This window comes from Comamonas sp. w2-DMI, from assembly GCF_040187735.1.
In the GTDB taxonomy this organism is placed as follows: Bacteria; Pseudomonadota; Gammaproteobacteria; order Burkholderiales; family Burkholderiaceae_C; genus Comamonas; species Comamonas terrae.
On the sequence record NZ_JBANEL010000006.1, the window covers coordinates 141,820 to 162,874 of the forward strand.

17 protein-coding genes are annotated in these 21,055 nt (G+C 67.4%); 8 read left to right on the plus strand and 9 right to left on the minus strand.

Features of this window, described 5'->3' with window-relative positions; translation table 11 throughout:
• Positions 1–600: an RdgB/HAM1 family non-canonical purine NTP pyrophosphatase gene (gene rdgB / locus V8Z74_RS08765; RefSeq protein ID WP_066478029.1), complete on the plus strand. Its 600-nt coding sequence runs from the start codon at positions 1–3 to the stop codon at positions 598–600.
• Positions 600–1,838, plus strand: a complete 1,239-nt coding sequence (gene hemW, locus V8Z74_RS08770) for a radical SAM family heme chaperone HemW (protein ID WP_349708907.1) — start codon at positions 600–602, stop codon at positions 1,836–1,838. Before rdgB ends, hemW begins: the two co-directional genes overlap by 1 nt.
• A gap of 65 nt (positions 1,839–1,903) precedes the next feature.
• On the opposite strand, the gene V8Z74_RS08775 is transcribed toward hemW, so the two are convergent.
• The 3 genes from V8Z74_RS08775 to V8Z74_RS08785 all read right to left on the minus strand — a co-directional run bounded on the left by V8Z74_RS08775 (position 1,904) and on the right by V8Z74_RS08785 (position 3,996).
• Complete coding sequence (locus V8Z74_RS08775; protein WP_349708908.1) at positions 1,904–2,260, minus strand: I78 family peptidase inhibitor; 357 nt, start codon at positions 2,258–2,260, stop codon at positions 1,904–1,906.
• 164 nt (positions 2,261–2,424) lie between these two features.
• On the minus strand, positions 2,425–3,777 hold the full coding sequence (locus V8Z74_RS08780) for an SPOR domain-containing protein (RefSeq protein WP_349708909.1): 1,353 nt from the start codon (positions 3,775–3,777) through the stop codon (positions 2,425–2,427).
• 72 nt (positions 3,778–3,849) lie between these two features.
• Entirely contained in the window at positions 3,850–3,996 is a 147-nt protein-coding gene (locus V8Z74_RS08785; RefSeq protein ID WP_349708910.1) for a hypothetical protein, read from the minus strand.
• Here V8Z74_RS08785 and V8Z74_RS08790 point away from each other — a divergent pair.
• From V8Z74_RS08790 to V8Z74_RS08805, 4 genes are all read left to right on the plus strand, one after another.
• The gene (locus V8Z74_RS08790) at positions 3,995–6,253 is read left to right on the plus strand and encodes a hypothetical protein (RefSeq protein WP_349708912.1); all 2,259 of its coding nucleotides are present in this window, start codon (positions 3,995–3,997) and stop codon (positions 6,251–6,253) included. The two genes, V8Z74_RS08785 and V8Z74_RS08790, sit on opposite strands and share 2 nt — an antisense overlap.
• Before the next feature lie 105 nt (positions 6,254–6,358).
• Positions 6,359–7,696, plus strand: coding sequence for a selenium metabolism membrane protein YedE/FdhT (yedE, locus tag V8Z74_RS08795; protein ID WP_349708913.1), 1,338 nt, complete (start codon positions 6,359–6,361; stop codon positions 7,694–7,696).
• A gap of 17 nt (positions 7,697–7,713) precedes the next feature.
• The gene (gene yedF, locus V8Z74_RS08800; RefSeq protein WP_066483549.1) at positions 7,714–7,953 is read left to right on the plus strand and encodes a sulfurtransferase-like selenium metabolism protein YedF; all 240 of its coding nucleotides are present in this window, start codon (positions 7,714–7,716) and stop codon (positions 7,951–7,953) included.
• A gap of 229 nt (positions 7,954–8,182) precedes the next feature.
• Positions 8,183–8,539: a DsrE/DsrF/TusD sulfur relay family protein gene (locus V8Z74_RS08805; RefSeq protein ID WP_349708915.1), complete on the plus strand. Its 357-nt coding sequence runs from the start codon at positions 8,183–8,185 to the stop codon at positions 8,537–8,539.
• A 112-nt stretch (positions 8,540–8,651) separates the two neighbouring features.
• Here the strand turns inward: V8Z74_RS08805 and V8Z74_RS08810 are convergent, their stop codons facing one another.
• The 6 genes from V8Z74_RS08810 to V8Z74_RS08835 all read right to left on the minus strand — a co-directional run bounded on the left by V8Z74_RS08810 (position 8,652) and on the right by V8Z74_RS08835 (position 18,812).
• Positions 8,652–9,689: a DNA/RNA non-specific endonuclease gene (locus V8Z74_RS08810; protein ID WP_349708916.1), complete on the minus strand. Its 1,038-nt coding sequence runs from the start codon at positions 9,687–9,689 to the stop codon at positions 8,652–8,654.
• A gap of 147 nt (positions 9,690–9,836) precedes the next feature.
• Positions 9,837–12,995 carry a bifunctional diguanylate cyclase/phosphodiesterase gene (locus V8Z74_RS08815; protein ID WP_349708917.1) on the minus strand — a complete coding sequence of 1,053 codons (3,159 nt, stop codon included), beginning with the start codon at positions 12,993–12,995 and terminating at the stop codon, positions 9,837–9,839.
• A 202-nt stretch (positions 12,996–13,197) separates the two neighbouring features.
• Positions 13,198–14,277, minus strand: coding sequence for an XdhC family protein (locus V8Z74_RS08820; protein WP_349708918.1), 1,080 nt, complete (start codon positions 14,275–14,277; stop codon positions 13,198–13,200).
• Between the two features lie 274 nt (positions 14,278–14,551).
• A complete protein-coding gene (locus V8Z74_RS08825; RefSeq protein WP_349708919.1) occupies positions 14,552–15,847 on the minus strand; it encodes a c-type cytochrome in 1,296 nt (431 codons plus the stop codon).
• Between the two features lie 23 nt (positions 15,848–15,870).
• Positions 15,871–18,189, minus strand: a complete 2,319-nt coding sequence (locus tag V8Z74_RS08830) for a xanthine dehydrogenase family protein molybdopterin-binding subunit (RefSeq protein WP_349708920.1) — start codon at positions 18,187–18,189, stop codon at positions 15,871–15,873.
• A gap of 2 nt (positions 18,190–18,191) precedes the next feature.
• The gene (locus tag V8Z74_RS08835; RefSeq protein WP_349708921.1) at positions 18,192–18,812 is read right to left on the minus strand and encodes a (2Fe-2S)-binding protein; all 621 of its coding nucleotides are present in this window, start codon (positions 18,810–18,812) and stop codon (positions 18,192–18,194) included.
• A 387-nt stretch (positions 18,813–19,199) separates the two neighbouring features.
• On the opposite strand from V8Z74_RS08835, the gene V8Z74_RS08840 reads away from it, so the two are divergent.
• Together V8Z74_RS08840 and V8Z74_RS08845 are read left to right on the plus strand one after the other, a co-directional pair.
• Positions 19,200–19,709, plus strand: a complete 510-nt coding sequence (locus tag V8Z74_RS08840) for a hypothetical protein (RefSeq protein WP_349708922.1) — start codon at positions 19,200–19,202, stop codon at positions 19,707–19,709.
• A 16-nt stretch (positions 19,710–19,725) separates the two neighbouring features.
• On the plus strand, positions 19,726–21,048 hold the full coding sequence (locus V8Z74_RS08845) for an EAL domain-containing protein (protein WP_349708924.1): 1,323 nt from the start codon (positions 19,726–19,728) through the stop codon (positions 21,046–21,048).
• Positions 21,049–21,055 lie beyond the last annotated feature (7 nt).

A 21,055-nucleotide genomic window follows, 5' to 3' on the forward strand; every position in this document is an offset into this window, starting at 1 on the left:
ATGAAAATTGTGTTGGCCTCCAACAACCGCGGCAAGCTGGCCGAGCTGCAAGCCATGTTTGCGCCCCTGGGCGTGGAACTGATCCGCCAGGGCGATCTGTTCGAGGGCGAGGCGCCCGAGCCCTACGGCACCTTCGTGGAGAACGCCCTGTCCAAGGCCCGCTTTGCGGCCGAGCGCACGGGCCTGCCCGCGATCGCCGACGATGCCGGTCTGTGCGTGGATCATTTCGGCGGCCTGCCGGGCGTGGACACGGCCTATTACTGCACGCAGTTCGGCTACGAGAAAAGCGACGACAACAATGTGCGCGCGCTGCTGGAACAGATGCAGGGCGTGGAAAACCGCCGCGCGGCCATGGTCAGCACGCTGGTGGGCGTGCGCAGCCCCAGGGACCCCGAGCCGCTGATCGCGGTGGGCCGCGTGCAGGGCCTGATCACGACCGAGCGCCGCGGCACGCAGGGCTTCGGCTTCGATCCCGTGATGTTCATCCCCGAGGTGGGCATGACGTTTGCGGAAATGGCCCCCGAACTCAAGCATGCGCACAGCCACCGCGGCCGTTCCTCGCAAGCCATGCTCGCCCTGGTGAGAGATCGCTGGCTGTGATGATCCCCATTCAGCCTCAAGCCTCCGAAGCGGCCGAGGCCGCCGTGCAGCGCGATATCCAGCACTACATGCGCCCGGGCACGCTGCAGCTGGGCAGCCTGCCGCCGCTGTCGCTTTACGTGCATCTGCCCTGGTGCCTGAAGAAATGCCCGTACTGCGACTTCAATTCGCATGCCTGGAGCAAGGGCGACGCATTGCCCGAGGACCGCTATATCGATGCGCTGATGGCCGACCTGGAAAGCGCGCTGCCGCTGATCTGGGGGCGCACGGTGCACAGCGTCTTCATGGGCGGCGGCACGCCCAGCCTGTTCTCGCCGCAGGCCATCGACCGGCTGGTCGCGGGGCTGCGCGCGCGGCTGCGCATGGAGCCCGATTGCGAGATCACCATGGAGGCCAACCCCGGCACTTTCGAGAAGGACCGTTTCAAGGCCTTCCGCGCGGCCGGCATCAACCGCCTGTCCGTCGGCGTGCAGAGCTTCGACGACCGCCATCTGCAGGCCGTGGGCCGCGTGCACGATGCGGCGCAGGCCAGGGCGGCCGTGCGCGAGGCCGCCGACAACTTCGAGACCTTCAACATCGACCTGATGTATGCGCTGCCCGGCCAGACGCTGATGGACCTGCAGCGCGACGTGGACACGGCCCTGTCGTTCGCGCCGCCGCACCTGTCGATCTACCACCTGACCATCGAGCCCAACACCTATTTCGCCAAGTACCCGCCCGTGGTGCCCGAGGACGACACGGCCTACGACATGCTGGATCTGATCACCGCGCGCACCGGCGCGGCCGGCATGCAGCGCTACGAGGTCTCGGCCTATGCCCGGCCCGGCCACCAGTGCTTCCACAACACCAATTACTGGCAGTTCGGCGACTATCTGGGCATAGGCGCCGGCGCGCACAGCAAGCTCAGCTTTGCGCACCGCATCGTGCGCCAGGTGCGCTTTCGCGATCCGGCGCGCTACATGGACATGGCGCTGGCCGGCACGCCGCTGGCGCAGGACAGCGAAGTCCGGCGCGCCGACCTGCCGTTCGAGTACATGCTCAACGCGCTGCGCCTGCGCGGCGGCTTTGCGCTGCAGGAGTTCATGGAGCGCACCGGCCTGCCGCTGTCGGCCATCGCCGGGGGACTGGACCAGGCCCAGGCCAAGGGCCTGATCACGCGCGAGCTGGGCCGCGTGGTGCCGACCGAGCGCGGCTTCGACTTTCTCAGCGATCTGCAGGCATTGTTTCTTGCGGACTGACGAGGCCGCGAAGCCAAGAAAAAAGGACGCCTGGAGCGTCCTTTTTTTTTGTCTGGACCACTGGTTCAGCCGCAGCGCGCCGCCGTGATCTGGCCTGCGCTGTTGACGATGAGGTTGAGCCGCTCCTGGTTGTATTCCATGGTCGCGGGCTGGTTCTCGCCGAGCACGCGGGCCACATAGGAGCCGGACTTCTTGCGCGCGGCTTCCACGGTGGCGGCGGTATTACTCTTGCCCACGAAGGACTGGGCGGCCTGGGCGTTGCAGACCTGCAGCGGGCGCGGCGGCTGCGAGGGCTGGCCGCCACCCGAGCCGCCCATGTTGGCGCAGCCTGCGGCCAGCAGCGCAAGCGCGCCCAGGGCGGCGGCCCATGCCGCACGGGATGCCTTGCGGGGCTGCTGGGAAGGGATGAAGCGAGATGGCATGAATGCTCCTTGAATCGCGGACAGGATCGAAGACCCCGAGCTTAGTGGGCCTGGGCGGCCGGTGCTGTCAGCATTGTTTGCAAGACGCCTTGCGCGCAAAAGCATAAAAAGGGAGCGGCTGGCGCTTGCTGCTCCGTCATTCCAAGACGGATATGCATTGAAAATCAGGATTTGACGGCGCTGCCAGCTCTCTTTTCATGAGCGTCAGGGCTTGCATATTGAAACACCGTCGGCTCCAGCTTGTGCGCGCGCAGCTGCCGGGCGGCCTTCTCGGCCTGCCTGGCCGAGGCAAACGGGCCGGTGCGGATGCGCGTGACTTCGCCCTTGTTGCTGTGCAGCGTCTGCGCCATGGGCGTGAGCCCGGCGTCCTGCAGCAGCGCCGCGGTGCGCTGCGCATTGGCCTGGTCGGAGAACACGCCCACATTCAGATAGAAGCGCCCGGGCTGCAGCTGTGCCGCAGGGGCTTGCGCACCGGCCTGGGCGGGCTCGGGTGCTGCGCCGGCCTTCGCCGGTTGCGGCACGGGCGCCTGGGCCTTGGGCGGGGCGGATGGGTGTTCCGGCTGCGGTTTCGATGCGGGGGCGGGATCGGGCGGCGGTTCTGCCGCAGCCTGTGGCGCGGGCTGTACGGCAGGCACTGCAGGCGGTGCGGGCTCGGCATCTGCCGTGGCAGGCAGGGGCACTGGTGAAGGAGCCGGCGCCGGGGCCGATGCGGCAGGTAGGGCGGCGGGAGCCGGGCTGGCAGGAGAGGGCGCAGTTGGCGGCGCGGCATGCTGCTGCGCCGTCAGCCAGGCCAGGCCGGCGCCGGCCGCCGCGGCGATCGGCAGTGCGGCGACCAGTCCGGCCAGGATCTGCTGGCGGGGCGTGCCGGCCTGTGCGGCCAGCTTCTCGTGCGCTTGGGCGACGGTGGCCGAGCCCGTGATGGCGCGCAGTGTCTGCGCGCGGACCTGGCGCCACAGCCAGCCATTGCCCATGAGCCCGGGCACGACCACGGCGGCCAGCCATAGCGCGGCGGCCACGCCATAGGCCATGGGCGCAGGCATGGACGGCCGGATGCCCCACCACCAGGCAAGCGCCGCCACGGTCACGCAGCCCAGGTAGCGGCCGGCTTCGGTCCACAGGCCGCGCCAGCAGCACCAGGCCAGGGTGAAAAAACCGGCGGCCGCATTCCAGCTGGGCAGTCCCTTGTCCAGCGCGTCGAAGCGCGCGAACTGGCGCAGGTAGTAGGCGCGCGAAGAAGCACGCGTGCGCGGCCCCAGGCGGCTGGCATAGAGCTGGGGCAGCAGCCCGGTTTCCTCGTCGTAGGGCGGGCCGGCGGGGGCATCGGATGCCCCTGGCGCGCCGCCCTGCGTGCTGTGCTGCAAGGCATAGGCAGCGGCCGCAAAGGCACCGGCCACCGAGGGCGGCAGGCGCGAGGTGCCGGACGCCCCGCCGGATGCTGCGGCATGGGCGTCGGCAGCCGTGCCGGAGGCAGGGGGCTGCGAAGAGGCGAGGGAGACGGTGTCCGGAGCGGAGGCCATGGGCGCAGATTGTGGCATGCCGCCATGGCGCCGCCATCGGGGCCGCCCGCAGGGTGGCGGCCGGCAAGCCCTTCAGGATTTCACAAATGTCACCAATTCGGCGGCCGAAATGACTTTTAAACTCTTCGCCTTTTGTAGCACGCGCCCATTGCGGAACATGCCCGGGCGCGCGATGGACAGGGTCAACAGGGCGACATGCCCGGGAGTTTGGGTTTTCATGCAGCAGCAGTACGAGTGGCAGTTCTTCCGCGCCGGCGAGGTGGATCAGGTGGTGATCCGCACCGGCCAGGACATTGCCCACATAGGAGAGCTGGACCAGAAGCTGTGGGTGGCGCTGGCCTGTCCCACGCGGGGCATCGAGTTCGACAGCGCGACGCTGGATCTGATCGATACCAGCAAGGACGGGCGCATCCGCCCGCCCGAACTGGTGGCCGCCTGCGAGTGGGCCGTGTCCTGCGTGCGCGATCCGCAGGTGCTGGCCGATGGCGGTGATGTGCTGCAGCTGGCCAGCATCAACGCCGACACCGAGCAGGGCGCACTGCTGCTGGCCGAGGCGCAGCGGGTGCTGGCCCTGGCCGGGAGCCCCGAGGCCACGTCGCTGACGCTGGCCCAGGTGCAGGAGCGCCTGGCTTCGCTGCAGGCCCTGCGCTTCAACGGCGACGGCGTGATCAGCGCCGCCACGGCCGGGGGCGACGAAGCGCTGGCCGCGCTGATCTCCCGCATCCAGGAAACCTATGGCGCCGTGGACGGCTGCGATGGCGTGCCCGGCATCGACCGCGCCAAGGCCGAGGCCTTTTTTGCCGATGTGCAGGCACTGCAGGCCTGGTTTGCCCAGGCCGCCGAGCTGGGCTGCCATCTGCAGCCGCGGGCGCGTGCGCTGGCTGCGGCCGAGGCCGTGAATGCAGTGCAGGCCAAGGTGGACGACTTCTTTGCGCGTGCGCGGCTGGTGGAGTTCGATCCCCGGGCGCAGCTGCCGCTCAATCCCGCCGAAGAGGGCTATGCGGCCCTGGGCCAGAGCGTGCTCAGCGGCAGCTCCGAAGCGATTGCGGCGCTGCCGCTGGCTTCCGTCACCGGCGAACGCCGCCTGCCGCTGGTGCAGGGCGTCAATCCCGCCTGGGCCGCTGCGCTGCAAGTCCTGCGCGAGCAGGCGGTGGAGCCGGTGTTCGGCCAGGCGCTGACGGTGCTGGACGAAGCGCAGTGGGAGCAGCTCAAGGCCAGGCTGGCCCAGTGCCAGCAATGGCTGGCCGCGTGCCCGGCCACGCCGCTGGGCGCGCTGACCGAAGTACAGGTGCAGGAACTGCTGGACAGCGGCCTGCAGGCCGCACTGATGGCCTTGCTGGAGCAGGACGAGGCGGAGAAGGAGCACAGCCTGCAGGCGCAGGCGCTGGAAAAGCTGATCCGCCTGCAGCGCGACCTGCTGGCGCTGCTCAACAACTTCGTTTCGTTCTCCTGCTTCTACCGCCGCGAGGGCGCGGCCTTCCAGGCCGGCACGCTGTTCCTGGACGGGCGCAGCTGCGACCTGACCGTGGAGGTGGCCGACGCGGGTGCGCACGCGGCGCTGGCCGCCATGGCCAAGACCTATCTGGCCTATTGCGAATGCCGGCGCGGCAGCGAGAAGAAAACCATCGTGGCGGCCTTCACGGCCGGCGATGTGGATTTCCTGTTCGTGGGCCGCAACGGGGTTTTCTACGACCGTGCCGGCAACGACTGGGACGCCACCATCGTCAAGCTCATCGACAACCCCACCAGCATCGGCCAGGCGTTCTTCTCGCCGTACAAGAAGTTCCTGCGCATGGTGGAGGAGCAGGTGGCCAAGCATGCGGCGGCCAAGAACGACGTGGTCAATGCCAGCCTCGGCGACAGCGCGGCCAGGCTCGCGACGGCGCCCAGGGACCTGGCGCCTGCGCCCGCCGCGGCCGCGCGCAAGACGGACGTGGGCACGGTGGCCGCCATCGGCGTGGCCCTGGGCTCGCTGAGCGCCGTGGCGGTGGGCATCTTCGGCAAGTTCATCGAGCTGGGCCCGTGGATTCCGGTGGCCCTGCTGGGCATCATCCTGGCCATCTCCGGCCCCAGCATGATGATCGCCTGGCTCAAGCTGCGCCAGCGCAGCCTGGGCCCGATCCTGGATGCCAGCGGCTGGGCCATCAACGGCCGCATGAACATCAACCTGAGCTTGGGGCGCAGCCTGTCGCAGACGGCCAAGGTGCCCTTGAACGCGCGCCGCAGCCTGGCCGATCCCTATGCCGACAGGCACGGCCTGCGCAACACGCTGTGCGCGCTGGCCGTGCTGGCCGCGGCCCTGCTGCTGGCCTGGCGCATGCACTGGCTGGACGGCGTGCTGCCGGCGGGCTGGCAGCACGGTGCTTCCACCGCCGCGGCTGCGGCCACGGCCGAGCCGGCGCCGGCCGCCTCTGCTGCACCCGCTGCACCCGCTGCAGCGGCTCCGGACGCCGCAGCGGCACCCGCTTCTAAGTAAGGCAATTTGATAAGGCAAGTTCTTCGCCGGCACGATGGCGGACCTGCCGGCGGATAATGGCCGCTCATGTGAGCCGAGGGTCCGCAAGGGCCGGGCTCGCAGCCCATGGATGGGCACCTTTTGGTAGCCGTTCACCAGAACCTTGAAAGCGCAGAAATCTCCGTGGTTTTTGCGTTTTTTCTCTGGTGCTTCGGAAAATGCGCCGCGCCCACCCGCGCGGCGGGAAAGCAAGGCATGAGCTGGCAAGACTTCAAACACCAATACCTGGTGCGCTTCTGGTCGCCCGTACCCGCAGTGATTGCGGCAGGCGTTCTCTCCGCGTACTACTTCGGCATCACCGGCACCTTCTGGGCCGTGACCGGCGAATTCACCCGCTGGGGCGGGCATATTCTGCAGTTCCTCGGCGTGGACCTGTCCGGCTGGGGCTACTTCAAGGTCATCGGCCTGCAGGGCACGCCGCTCACGCGCGTCGACGGGGTGATGATCATCGGCATGTTCGTGGGCTGCTTCTCGGCCGCGCTGTGGGCCAACAATGTCAAGCTGCGCCTGCCCAACCACCGCATCCGCGTGTTCCAGGCCATCGTCGGCGGCATCATCGCGGGCTTTGGCGCGCGGCTGGCCATGGGCTGCAATCTGGCGGCCTTCTTCACGGGCATTCCGCAGTTCTCGCTGCATGCCTGGTTCTTCGCGATAGCCACGGCCATCGGTTCGCTGGCAGGCGCCAAGGTCAGCCTGCTGCCCGTCTTCCGCATTCCGGTGAAGCTGCAGAAGGTCAGTGCGCCGCAGCCGCTGGGCCGGCGCGAAGCCCAGGCCCGGCACCGCTTTCGCATCGGCATGGCGCTGTTCCTGGCCTTCGTGGTCTGGGCCGTGGCCAAGGTCTTCGACGCGCCCAAGCTGGGTTTTGCCGCGCTGTTCGGCCTGGCCTTCGGCCTGATCATCGAGCGTGCGCAGGTCTGCTTCACCTCGGCCTTCCGCGACCTGTGGATCACGGGCCGCACGCAGATGGCCAAGGCCATCATCGCGGGCATGGCCGTGGGCACCATCGGCATCTACAGCTATGTGCAGCTGGGCATGGACCCCAAGATCTTCTGGGCCGGACCGAACGCCGTGATCGGCGGCCTGCTGTTCGGCTTCGGCATCGTGCTGGCCGGCGGCTGCGAGACGGGCTGGATGTACCGCGCCGTCGAAGGCCAGGTGCACTACTGGTGGGTGGGCCTGGGCAACATCATCGGCTCCACGCTGCTGGCGCTGGTCTGGGACGACATCGCGCCCGTGATCGCCGTCAACTACGACAAGGTCAACCTGCTGCGGGAGCTCGGCCCCCAGGGCGGGCTGCTGGCCACCTATGCGATGCTGGGCGTGGCGCTGGCCCTGGTGCTGTGGTGGGAAAAGCGCTTCTTCGCCCAAAAGCAGCGTGCGGCCGCCGCGCTGCAGGCAGCCTGAACAACCAAGGAATCCTCATGAGCCAACCGCAATACGTGCCCGATTTCCGCCTCGACATGGTGGGCGAGCCCTGTCCCTATCCCGCCGTGGCCACGCTGGAGGCCATGCCCCAGCTGCTGCCCGGCCAGATCCTGGAAGTGGTGTCGGACTGCCCGCAGTCGATCAACAACATTCCGCTCGACGCCAAGAACCACGGCTACGAGGTGCTGGAGATCCAGCAGGACGGGCCGACCATTCGGTACCTCATCCGTAGATGAGGTTGCTCCCCCGAAGCGGCTTTGCCTGGGCGGCCCCGCCGCTTTCCCCTAGCCGGGCGCTCTCTTTCCCCTAGCCGGGCGCTCTCTTTCTACGCGCTGCGCGCTACGGGAGGGGGACGATGCCTTCAGCTAGGCGCCCCCGCCGCGAGGCGGCTCTTGGTCGGCATCTCTGAGTTGGGTCGTGCCGGGTTAAGCGCTGTGCTCTGAATCACCGTTCGAGAATTTCGCCATGACACAAAAAATCGTTGTGATCGTCCATGCCGCGCCTTATGGCAGCGAGCGCTGCCTGTCCGCCCTGCGCGTGGCCATGGCCTTGCGCGGCCACGATGCGCGGCCCGAGGTCAAGCTGTTTCTGATGTCCGACGCCACCGTGGTGGGCCTGCCCCATCAGCACGACGGCGCGGGCAGCGGCCTGCAGGCCATGGTCGAGCAGCTGGTGGCCGAGGGCGTGACCCTCAAGCTGTGCCGCACCTGCGCGCTGGCGCGCGGCCTGGCCGAGCTGACCCTGATCGGGGGCGTGGAAATCGGCACGCTGCCCGAGCTGGCCGACTGGACGCTCGAAGCCGACAAGGTCCTCACCTTCTGACCGGTACCCTCAAAAAAAGAGAGCTGCCTGCGCCCGCTCCTTCTCGTCATCGTGGATGAATCCATGCCAACGATCGGGATGAAAGGCGCCGGCAGCTCATTTTTTATGAGCATCAGGCGCGGGGCAAGCGCACGTTGGCCAGCAGCGGCATGCCCGTGCGGCGCGTGAATTCCTCGTAGCTGATCGGCGGACCCATGCGGGTGTCGGCGCTGTTGGCCTGCCAGTAGACCCAGCTGCGGCCCGTGGTGGCGTCGTAGACCAGCTTGAACAGGTAGTCCGGCACATGCACCTGGTTGGCGCCGATGGTCTGGACCGGGCCGCTGAACACCGGGCCCGTGAACACGAACACATCGCCCTGGGCGCGCAGGGCGTACTTGCGCGTGTCCTCCTCCACCTTGGCCCACACGCCGGCGTTGTGCACCTGGTTCTGCGGCACCATGTTGGCCAGGCTGAAGCTCTGGGCCATGGCCTCGGGCGAGGCCATGTCCGCGGCCGGCGCCATGTGGCCGCGCGAGAAGCCCGAGCGCTTGTAGTCGTCGAGCTCCGAGCGTTCCATGCGCGGCAGGCGCGCATCCGCATAGAACTTGTCGGTGCGCTGCAGCCCCTGGCCCTGCAGCAGCTGCTGGCGGTTGAGGCGTTCGGCCACGAAGACCGGCGTCTTGGTCAGCCCGCTGTGCAGCACGGCAAAGCCGCTGAAGCACAGCTCGCGCTGCTGGGGCTGGACCTGCAGCGACGGCGCGCGGCCGCCGGGAAAGAACTGCGGGCAACTGGCGAAGGAAGTGGCCGACGAAGCGGCCGTGCGCGTGGGCTGGCCGGCCGTGGTGCCCGACGGCCTGTGGTGGCCCGCGCTTGCCGTGCCCTGGCCGGCGTGGCCTGGTGCAGGCCGGTGCGTGTTGCCGGTGTCCGCAGGCCAGCCGGATTTGCGCAGGCTTTCGAGCGCCGGAATATGGATGGCCGAAAGCGCGGCGGCGCCGAGCTGGCCAAGGCTCCAGTGCGGGTTGAAGCTGCAGCTGGCAATCTGGAAGCTGGCCAGCGCCGCGGCCAGCGCCGAGGCGGAAAACTTCTGGAAGCGGCTGAAACCCGAGCGGGTTTTCTTCTTGGCGGAACTGCGCTTGCGCGCTGGCGTATTTTTGTTCTTGGCGGTCGTCATGCAGTCGGCGATGGTACGCCGACAATGCCTTTGAAAATCGCTGCTGCGCCTTTGCAGACGCAGTTTGTTGCTATGGTTATGAAACCGTGTGTTTCATCGGCCGCCGCGGGGTGCAGGCGGCGCACAGCCCGGCTGCGGCATGCTCCGTCAGCGGGCCCCGCTTTCGCGCAGCCGGGCCTGGACGGGCAGCCCGTAGGTCAGCGGCAAGGCCCCGAAGCGCTCGGCCGAAACGGGCGGGCTCAGCAGGTAGCCCTGCCAGGCATGGCAGCCATGGGCCTGCAGGAACAGGCGCTGCGCCTCGGTTTCCACGCCTTCCGCGATCACATGCAGGCCCAGGCTGGTACCCAGCGCGACGATGGTGCGCGCAATGGTGGCATCGTTGGGATCGGTGAGCACGTCGCGCACAAAGCCCTGGTCGATCTTGAGCTGGTCCAGCGGCAGGCGCTTGAGATAGGACAGCGAGGAGTAGCCGGTGCCGAAGTCGTCCAGCGCAAACCCCACGCCATGGGCCTTGAGCTCGCCCATCTTCCGGATGGTGTCCTCGAGGTTGTCCAGCAGCAGTCCTTCGGTGAGCTCCAGCTTGAGCTTGTGCGGGCGTGGGCCGGCGCTGGCCAGCGCGGCCAGCACCTGGCCGACGAAGCCCGGCTGGCGGAACTGGCGCGGGCTGACGTTGACGGCCAGCGTGAGATGGGCCAGCCTGGGCTCCTGCGCCCAGGTGGCGAGCTGCCGGCAGGCGGCCTGCAGCACCCATTCGCCCAGCTGCAGGATCAGCCCGGTTTCCTCGGCCAGCGGAATGAAGACCGCCGGGGAGACGTAGCCTTCGCGCGGATGGCGCCAGCGCAGCAGCGCTTCGCAGCCGCAGACGGAGTTCCCCTGCACCTGGGGCTGGTAGAACAGCTCGAACTGGCCGGCGGCAATGCCGGCGCGGATGTCCGCCACGAGCCGGGCCCGCGCCCGCACCACGGCCTGCAGCTGCGGGTCGTAGAACTCCAGCGCATTGCGTCCCGTGGCCTTGGCCTGGTACATGGCCAGGTCGGCGCGCTTGAGCAGGTCGGAGATCTGTTCCTGCGCTCCCGAGAAGACCGTCACGCCGATGCTGGCCGTGGCATGGAAGGCCTCGCCCTCGAGCGGATAGGGCTCGCGCAGCAGGGCCAGGATGCGCGAGCCTTTTTCCCGCGCCAGCGCCTGGGCCTGTCCGGGGCTGTCGGCCAGGTCCTCGAACACGACCACGAACTCGTCGCCGCCCAGGCGCGCCACCATGTGGCGGCCGGCAGTCCCGTTGCGCAGCCGGCGCGCCACCTCGCACAGCAGCGCATCGCCCTGGTCATGGCCGCGCGTGTCGTTGAGTGTCTTGAAGTTGTCGATGTCCAGCAGCAGCAGCGCCCCCCAGCCGTTGCGGTGTGCCTGGGCGTCGAGCACCTGCTGCAGGTGGTCGCGCAGCATGCGGCGGTTGGGCAGATGCGTCAACGGGTCGTAGTAGGCCAGGTGGCGGATCTTGTCCTCGGCGGCCTTGCGCTGGCTCAGGTCCACCATGGTGACCAGGTAGTCTTCATCCAGCGCGATGCCGGCGATCTCCACCAGTCGCATCTGGCCGTTCTTGCAGCGGATCTCGTATTCGCGGGCGGGAATGTGGCCGTTGTTCTGGCGCGCCTGCATGCAGTCGGCGAGCCAGCTGCGGCGGGCGTTCTCGCGCACCTGCGGATCGGGATAGACCTGGCGCCACCATGCCTCGGCATTCGGTATGTCCTCGACGCTGTAGCCGCAGATCTGGACATTGCAGTCGTTGCTGAAGGTAAAGCGGCCGTCCTCTCGCACGATGCTCAGTCCCACGGGCAGATGGCGCAGGATGTTGCGCAGATAGCGTTCGCTGTCGCGCAGGGAGTCCTCGAGCAGCCGGCGCGCCGTGATGTCCTGGACCACGGCAATGTAGTACAGGCCTTCCTCGTCCTGGGCGCCCATCGACGAGACCGAAAGGTCGATCCAGATTTCGCGCCCGTCCTTGCGCCGCAGGCATTTTTCGAGCTGGTATTCGCGAATCTCGCCGGACTTGAGCCTTTCCAGCTGTTCCAGGTCCCTGTCCAGGCCCTGGACATGGGAAAGGTCCAGGAAGCTCATGGCGTAGAGCTCTTCCAAGGTATAGCCGAGGATGGTGCTGTAGCGCTCGTTCATGCGCACGGCCCGGCCCGTGGCCATCTGCACCTGTGCGACGCCGACGGCCGCCTGGTTGAAGATGGCGCGCAGGCTGCTTTCGCTTTGCTGCAAGGCCTCGCTGGAGATTTCCGCTTCCTGCAGGGCCTGCATGCGCAGGCGCACCAGCAGCGTGACGAGGGCCGCAAGCAGCAGGGAGATCGCCATGCCCATGCCCGCGATCCAGTGGGGTGCGAATTTTTCCGTCGTGGACAGCGCCACGCCCATGGGCCTGAACACCAGGCGCCAGCGCCGGCCATGCAGCTGCAGCTCCTGTGTCTCCTGCGGTCCGGCAGCGGGCCAGTCCGCAGAGGCATACAGCGGCTGGGGCGGCGCATGCGGCCGGCCCATGGGCCCTGTGTCGTCGATGCGCACCGCGACGTTGTTGAGAAAGCCGTTGGCATGCACGGCGCGGACCATGTCGGCGACACGGATGCTGACGGCCGCCGTGCCGAGGAAGTCTTCGCTGAGGCTGGCGGCATTGCCGGTCTTGAAGACCGGTGCCCTGAGCACGATGCCGGTGGGAAGATCGCTTTCCTGCACCAGCGTGAACGGCGCCGACAGGGCGGTGCGGCCGGTGCCGCGCGCCACCAGCTGGGCTTCGAGGTTGGCCGGCTGCGACGTGATGTCCAGGCCCGGCACGCCGCTGTTGCCTTCCATCGGCCACACATATTCGTTGATGTGGTAGTCGGCATGCCAGTAAGCGGGATGCACGGGATTGAACGCCTCGCCCGCCGGGGCCTGTGCGCGCCGCCGCAACTCGAAAGCGCTCAGTTGCTCCAGCGGAACCCAGCGCGCGAACGAGAGGTTCTTGATTTCAGGATAGTGGCGCTGGAGATTGCGCTCGGCCACGATGCGGTCGAATTCGCGCCGGCTCAGGTGGGGCTTGAGCAGGAACAGGTCCCGCAGGCCGTTGACGACTTCCGTATAGGCATTGAGGCGCTGCGAAAGGGCGTTGGACGAGGCGCGCACCTCTTCGGTGAACCGCAGCTGTGCCAGCGTCTCGCTGGATTTGCGCTGCAGATGAGCGAGCCAGAAAGTCAGAGCCAGTCCCAGCACGGCCACTGCAATACCTGGCAGCCACTGTGTTCGTGCGCGTCTGGAAGTAGGGACTGTCATGGGCAGGGTGCCGCAGCATACGGCGCGCGGACAAGGCCTGTGTCTGGAGCTTTTGTTTCATTGTGACACTTTGATTGTATTTTGATACATATGTAGATACCCCAACCCGCAAGCTGCCAGGAGCTGCGCCCGTGCTGGCGGCCCCATGAAAAAAGCCCTGCGGGTCAGGGCCGGCAGGGCTTGCAACATCCAGGGTCGTGCCTCAGTGGCGCCGGGCCGTCGCCTCGGGATCCAGGATCTGCGGCAGCGCGCATTGCAGGCCGCTGTCGCTCATGGCGATGTCGTGTTCCTGCTTGGCGGTTTCCACCGACATTTCGCGTGGCAGGGGCACGCCGTTCTTGACGGCCAGGATTTCGGCCATCACGCTGACGGCGATCTCGGCGGGCGTCTTGCTGCCGATGTACAGCCCGATGGGGCCGCGCAGCCGGGCCAGCGAGACCTCGGTCTCGCCGAAGTGCTCGATCATGCGCTCGCGCCGCGTGTGGTTGTTGCGCCGCGAACCGATGGCACCCACATAGAAGGCGGGGCTGTGCAGGGCTTCCAGCAGGGCCAGGTCGTCGAGCTTGGGATCGTGCGTGAGCGCAACAATGCAGCTGCGCGCATCGGGCCTGAAGGCCGTGACGGCATCGTCGGGCATGTCCGTGATCTTGTGGACCTGGTCCACCGACCAGCTGCCCATGTATTCCTCGCGCGGGTCGCACACCGTGACCGTGAAGCCGTTGAACAAGGCCATGGTGGCCAGGTATTCGGCCAGGGCGCCGGCGCCGATGAGCAGCATGCGGTAGCCGGGGCCCAGGTGGTTGACCAGCGTGTGGCCGTCGAACTCCAGGGCTTCGGGCTGCCCGGCCGCCTGCAGCGTGACGGCGCCGGTTTCGCAATCCACACGGCGCTCCACCAGCGAGCCGCTTTCGAGCCGGTCGACCAGCTGCTGCAGGCTGGCCGCGTCGGGGTTGAATTCCAGCAGCAGCTCCAGCGTGCCGCCGCAGGGCAGGCCGAAGCGGTGGGCCTCGTCGGCGCTCACGCCATAGCGCACCAGCTGGGGCGTGCCCTCGGGAATGCCGGCACCGCCCAGTGCCCGCGTGTGGCGGGCGATCAGGTCGTCCTCGATGCAGCCGCCCGATACGGAGCCGATGGCACGGCCGTCTTCGCGCAGCGCCATCATGGAGCCGACGGGACGCGGGGACGAGCCCCAGGTGCGCACCACGGTGGCGAGCAGCGCGCGCTGGCCGGCCTGGCGCCAGTCGCGCAGGGCCTTGAGCACCATGACGTCGATATTGTCCATTTGGGGTCCTTTGTCGCAGGGGCCGCAGCAGTGCAGCGGCGGGGCAGTCCAAGGCATTTTCCCTCAGCCCTGATGGCCTGTGCAGGTGGCGGCCCACCGGCCCTGAGGAGAGCATGTCTGCCGCCGGAGTGTTCGCTGTACGGCCGGGCAATGCAAGAAAAAAGGCCTTTCCGCCAACCCCAGTCTTGGCCGCAGCTGCGGCAGGGGAGCGGAAAGGCCGGCTGCGCTGCCCCTGACTGGCCATCGGCCGGCGCGGGGCAGGGCCTGCCAGGGATCAGTGCGCGGCCGTCTGCTGGCGCAACTGGCCCACCTTGGCCGGCAGATCCTTCCACTCCTGCAAGCCGTACTGCGCGCGCATGGTGTTGAGCAGCGTGGCGATCTGGGCGTCGCTCAGGTTGTGGCGGAAGGCCGGCATGGTTCCCAGGTCGGGGTGGGCAGGTTTCTGTATGCCCTCCAGCACGGACAGGATGGCGTTGTCGGGCGAGGCGGCATGCAGGCTGGTGTTCAGCGCCAGTTGGGGGCGCACGCCGAAGGTGCTGCCCGAAGGATCGGCACGGTGGCAGCCCATGCAGGCGCCCTGGTAGAGGCGGTAGCCTTCGGCGTCCAGTGCCAGCTTCGGGGTGGCGGTCTTTTCCCGGATCAGCGCCTGGGCGTCGCCGGCAGGCGCCTTGGCGTCGCGGTAAGACATCAGATAGGTGGCAATCGCGTTCAGGTCCTCGTCCGACTGCTGCGACAGGCCATGGGCCACGGGCGCCATGGGGCCGGCCGCCACGCCGTGGCGCGGCGAGAAGCCGTTCTTCATGTAGGTCACCAGGTCCGCATGCGTCCACGGCAGGGGCGAGGGCGACTTCGCGGTCAGGGCCGGCGCATCCCAGCCTTCGGCGCTGCCGCCGGCGAAGTGGAATTCGCCGGTCTTCTCGGCCGCCAGGCCGTTGCGCGGCGTGTGGCAGGCGCTGCAGTGGCCCAGGCCTTCGACCAGGTAGGCGCCGCGGTTCCATTCGGGCGCCTGCGTTTCGTCGTCCTTGACCACACCGGGCTTGAGATACAGCCAGTTCCAGGCGGCAATGCCGCGGCGGATGTTGTAGGGGAAGTCCAGCGCGGTCTTGGGCGGCGTGTTCTGCACCGCCGGCTCGCTCATCAGGTATGCATAGAGGGCCTTCATGTCCTCGTCGGTCACGCGGCTGAAGGCCGTGTAGGGGAAGGCCGGATAGAGGTAGTTGCCCTCGCGGTCCACGCCATGGCGCATGGCGCGCTCGAAGGCTTCGAAGCTCCAGCTGCCGATGCCGGTCTGCGCATCGGGCGTGATGTTGCTGGTGTAGATGGTGCCGAAGGGGCTGGGCATTGCCAGGCCGCCGGCATTGCGCTGGCCGCCGGCAGCGGTGTGGCAGACGGCGCAGTCGCCCATCTCGGCCAGCAGCTTGCCCTTGGCGATCTGCTGGGGCGAGAACTCGGCCGTGGGAATGCCGGCCTGCGGAGCGATTTCGCCCTGGTGGGTAAGCGCCAGGCCGGCTGCGGCCAGCACGGCCACGAGGGCCACGCCGCCGGCAACGATTTTCTTGAACGTTCGCATGGTTGTGTTCTTTGTCTTGTGGGTCACTTGGACGAAGCGGCAGCCGGTGCTGCAGCCTTGGCGGCCTTGAGCGCTGCCAGCACGCGGCTGGGCGTGAACGGCACTTCGAACAGCCGCACGCCGGTGGCGTCGAAGATGGCGTTGCCCACGGCGGCGGCGCTGGGCACGGAGGCCGATTCGCCGGCGCCCATCGAGGGCTCGTCGGGACGCTCGACCAGCAGGGAGTCGATCTCGGGCAGCTCGTCAAAGCGCAGGATGGGGTAGCCGCCCCATTCCAGCGAGGTCACGCCCTGCTTGTCGAAGGTCACGAACTCCTTGAGCACGCGGCTGGTGGACTGCACCACGTTGCCGTGCACCTGGTGGCGCACGCCGGCGGGATTGACCATGGCACCGGTATCCTGGGCGACAAAGACTTTGTCCACCTTGACTTCGCCGGTCTCGCGGTCCACGGTCACATCGACCACCCAGGTCGCCCATGCCGCGCCATAGCCCGGGAACTTGCTGTGGAAGTAGCGGGCATAGGCAAAGCCGCGGCCCTTGACCAGGCGCTGGTCCGCGGGAGCCGGGTTGCGGTGGGCCGGGCCTTCCACCCAGCCGCACTGCTTCCTGGCTTCCTGGATCAGCGCCACGGCGCGCGGATCCTTGAGATAGCGCAGGCGGTACTCGATGGGGTCGGCCTTGGCCAGGTAGGCGCATTCGTCGATCCACGATTCGTGGGCGAACACATTGGGCAGGGCCGAGACACCGCGCATCCACGAGGCGCGCACGATGGGCACGGCGTCCTGCGAGATCACGCGCATCTTGGGGTATTCGTACTGCGGAATGGCCGTGCGGTCGCCCATCTGCTGCGGATCGACCTTGGCCGAGACCTTGCCTGTCAGGATCAGGGCCAGCGCAGACGCGTTGTTGGACGGGTAGCAGGTGCGCAGCTCGTAGGCCGCCACGTTGTTGTGCTCGTCCAGGCCGCCGCGGATGCGGATCAGCTGGCCCGTGCCCTTGGGCTCCCAGCCGGCTTCCTGCTCGCGCATCAGCTGCACGCGCACGGGCTTGCCCACGGCGGCGGCCAGCAGCACGGCGTCGGAGGCCACATCGTCGGCGCAGTTGCGGCCGTAGCAGCCCGAGGCTTCCATGCGGGTGACGTTGATGTTGTCGGCCGCCACATCCATGAGCTTGGCCACGTCGTTGCGCACGTCATGCGGGTTCTGCGACCCGGTCCAGACCTGGATCCTGCCGCCGCTCACTTCGGCGACGGCGCAGGAGGGACCGATGGAGCCGTGGATGTGATAGGGCCACACATACTCGCGCGCCAACGGGGTCTTGGCCTGCTCCAGGGCTTGCAGCGAGCCTTCGTCCTCGCGCAGCATGCGGTCGGTCTTGGGATGGTCGGCCAGCGTCTTGTGCAGGCCGGACAGCGACAGGTCGGGCAGGCCGGCCCATTCCTTCCACTGCACCTTGAGCTGGCGCATGGCGGCAATGGCCTGCTCCTCGCGCTCGGCCACCACGCCCACGAAGTCGCCCTGGACCACGACCTTGACGATGCCGGGCAGGTGGGCAATGGACTTCTCGTCCACCGACACCAGGCTGGAGCCCAGCGGGGCCGATGCATCGGCGCCCGTGTAAGGCGGGCGGATCACGCGGCCGTGCAGCATGCCGGGCACGCGCAGGTCATGGATGTAGGTGAGCGCGCCCAGCACCTTGTTGGGAATGTCCACGCGCTGCACGCTCTTGCCGATGTATTCGAAGCCCGACTTGCGCAGCTCGATCTTGTCGTCGATGGGCAGCTGCAGGTCCTGGCCCTGCACCAGATCGCCGTAGCCGATGCGCTTGCCCGCGCCGAGCACGAAGCCTTTTTCGGTGGTGAGGCGCTCGGCGGGCACGCCCAGCTTTTCGCTGGCCAGCTGGATCAGCAGCTGGCGCACCTGGGCCGCCGCCTTGCGCATGGGCAGTGAGGAGACCTGGATGGTGTTGCTCGCAATCGTGGGGCCCAGGTCCGGCGTGCGGGCCGTGTGGCCCAGCACCATGGTCACGGCGGCAAAGTCCACATGCAGCTCGTCGGCCACCAGTTGGCCCAGGGCGGTGCGCACGCCGGTGCCCAGGTCGACGTGGCCGTTGTAGGCCGTCACCGAGCCATCGGCGCCGATGGCGATGAAGCTGTCCACCAAGTTGGCGGCCGGCACCGGGAAGGGGCCCTTGGCTGCTGCTGCTGCTTCAGGAGCGGTCTGCGCCATCAGCAGATGGCCGCCGGCAACGGTGCCGACCATGAGCATGCCCCCGGCCTTGAGCAACTGGCGGCGGGTGAGCTGGGCGGGATGGGAGGCCTGGTTCGAAGCGAAGAATTTCATGATCAGGCAGCCTTCGCGACGGTGGAAGAGGAGGATGCGGCGGGAATTGCCGCGCTGCGGCCCTGGGCGATCAGCTCGCGGGCACGAGCCGCGGCCTGCATGATTTCCACGTGGGTGCCGCAGCGGCACAGGTGGCCGGACAGCGCCTGCTTGACCTCGTCGTCGCTGGCCTGGGGCTTGTGGTTGAACAGGCCTACCAGCGCCATGATCATGCCGTTGGTGCAGTAGCCGCACTGCGCAGCCTGCGCATCGATGAAGGCCTGCTGCACCACATGCAGCGTGTAGGTGCGGCGAGGCTGGGCATCGCTCTTGTCGCCATGGCCTGCGGCGCTCACGTCCAGCACGGCGCGGTCGTGCAGCGCCTGCTCGCCGGCGGCCTTGCTGGCTTCGGGCGACAGTCCTTCCAGCGTCGTGACCTGCTTGCCTGCCACCACGCTCACGGGCACGGAGCACGAGCGCGCCACCTTGCCGTCGATCAGCACCGCGCAGGCGCCGCATTCGCCCAGGCCGCAGCCGAACTTGGGGCCGTTGAGCTGCATGTCATTGCGCAGCACATAGAGAAGAGGAGTGTCGGGAGTGGCGCCCTGGGCGTCCACTTCTTGACCATTCAGGGTGAATTTCATGGCAACAAGGAGCGTGGGTTCTGGGAAGGATTGTCTTATATGTATAGTCAATTATAAGACCTATCAAAAAAATGTCAGGACAACCCGAAATGCCGTGCGGACCCGCCGGCGCGCTGTAGAGAAAAGCGGGCGTGCAGGCAACGTCCTTCCATGTTCCGTTGTGGTGGTCGTTACATCCTGCTGTTACGTGACACCAACCGTAACAGCGCCCGCATCCATCAGGCACAGTCTCCTACCCTTTCCATATAAATCAATGACTTGGGAGGAGGGTGGCAGGCAGGCCCGCGCGGTGCGGCAGATGGCATGCATGTTGCAGCGGAATACACAAGGGGCTGTCGCGGTGACCGTCCCCCGTGTGTTTTCCGCTTTCCGGCCCCAGGAGGTTCCATGTCCGCCCTCTCCGCATCTCTTCCCAGCACGCAGCCGCGCATGTGGGCGCAGGTCGAAAAGTCTTGCCTGAAGCCCGGGAGGTCTTCCGTGGTCTCTTTATCTCCCTCCGCACCGTTGAGCGACGAAGGTCTCAATGCCATGCTGATCCAGTGCAGCCCGGATGTGCAGATCATGCGCCACGGCCGGTTGCTGGCCGCAGAAGTCGGCCAGGTACTGAAATTGGGCGATCGGGTGGTCGTACCCCCGGCAGGACATGCGCAGGCCGTCTTTCAGGAGCAGGAAGGCCAGGCCGTGCTCGGCACCTTCGAGGGCGGGTGCGATGCGTCGCTGGTCTATTTCAGCAAGAAGAACGGCGCCTGCTCGGTGGTGTTTGACGTATTCGCCGGCAAGGTCGAACTTTCCCTGTCGTCCATCAGCGAAGGCCGATTGGGTGGTCGAAAGGCTGCTCATGCGGGGCGCAGGGCGGTTGGCTTCCACTGCTATTCCAAGTCCATCGCCGGCCGTTGAGCAGGAGGCGCAATCCATGCGAAACGATCACCAGAATCTGGGCAAGGTATCCCGGGAATACATGGTCTGGCTTTGCAATCTGGAGGAGCTCAGGCTGGTGTACGGGCCCGAGTTGCAGCAGCAGGCACTGGAGGTGGCCGTGGAGCGCCTGCAGAGGCAGGGGCTGTCGGCGCGACTGGCGGAGCCGAAAGGCTGCTCTCTGCTGGCGTCGGAGTCGCTTTGCCCGACCGAAGGCGCGGAGACCGAGGACCAGGCACAAGACCGGCTGGAGCGCATCTGCTCGGCCATCGGCCGCGAACCCGTGACGCTGGGCGCTAAAAAGGCCTACCTGCAGGTCGAGGCGCAGGCCCTGGGCGGTATTTCCCTGCACAGCATGAGCGAACTGCATGGGCGCTCGCGTTCGGTCGCCTGCCGCAGGCAGCAGCCGGCAGCCAGAAACCTGCGGCCCAGATGGCGCCAGGACTACCAGCAGGACATGTACCTGGCATGCCGCCTGCTGGATGACCTCAGGCTCGGCATCCTGGCGGTGGCGTTCCAGCCCGTGGCCGCACTGAACTCCGCGGGACCGGGGCCGTCGATGTATTACGAATGCCTTTTGCGGCGCAATATATCGGCCGAGAGTGACGGCTATGGGGTGCCGGACGCCATCCAGGCGCTGGAGCGGCTGGGCCTGGTGGAGCGCCTGGACCGCAGCGTGTTGTGGACTGCACTGGATGCACTGGTTGCCAATCAGGAAGTCAGCCTGGGCTGCAATGTTTCGGCCCGATCGTTTGCCAGTGCAGCCTGGTGGACCGAGGTGCTGGTCTACCTGGAGGAGCACCCGGGCGTGGCGCAGCGGCTGGTGGTGGAAATCACGGAGACCAGCAGTTTCCCCGACGAGAAAAGCGCGCAGGCGCTCATACGCCATCTGCAGATACTGGGTGTTCGCGTGGCGCTGGACGATATCGGCACGCAATGCGGTTCGCTCGACATCCTGGACAAGGTGCGTGCCAACATCATCAAGCTCGACAAATCCGTGCTGGAAAAGGCTGCAGGCGGCCAGCCCACGATGAAAATGCTGCAAAGCGTGGTGGGGGTTTGCACGGACCGCGGCGTGAGCGTGATCGTGGAAGGCATCGATTCGGCGGCCGCGCTGGATACCGCGTTGGGTGCAGGGGCCAGCGGCGCCCAGGGCTATTTCATTGCGCATCCGTCGTTGCATCTGCACGGCCTGTTCGACCAGATACTGCATGTGCCCGATGTCCTGCTGCAGATGGATGCCGCGGCCTATGACTGGGCCCATATGCTGAACTGGAGCCGCCCGGACAGCTCCACCATGCCCGGGCAGAGAATGGCCTGAAGCCGCG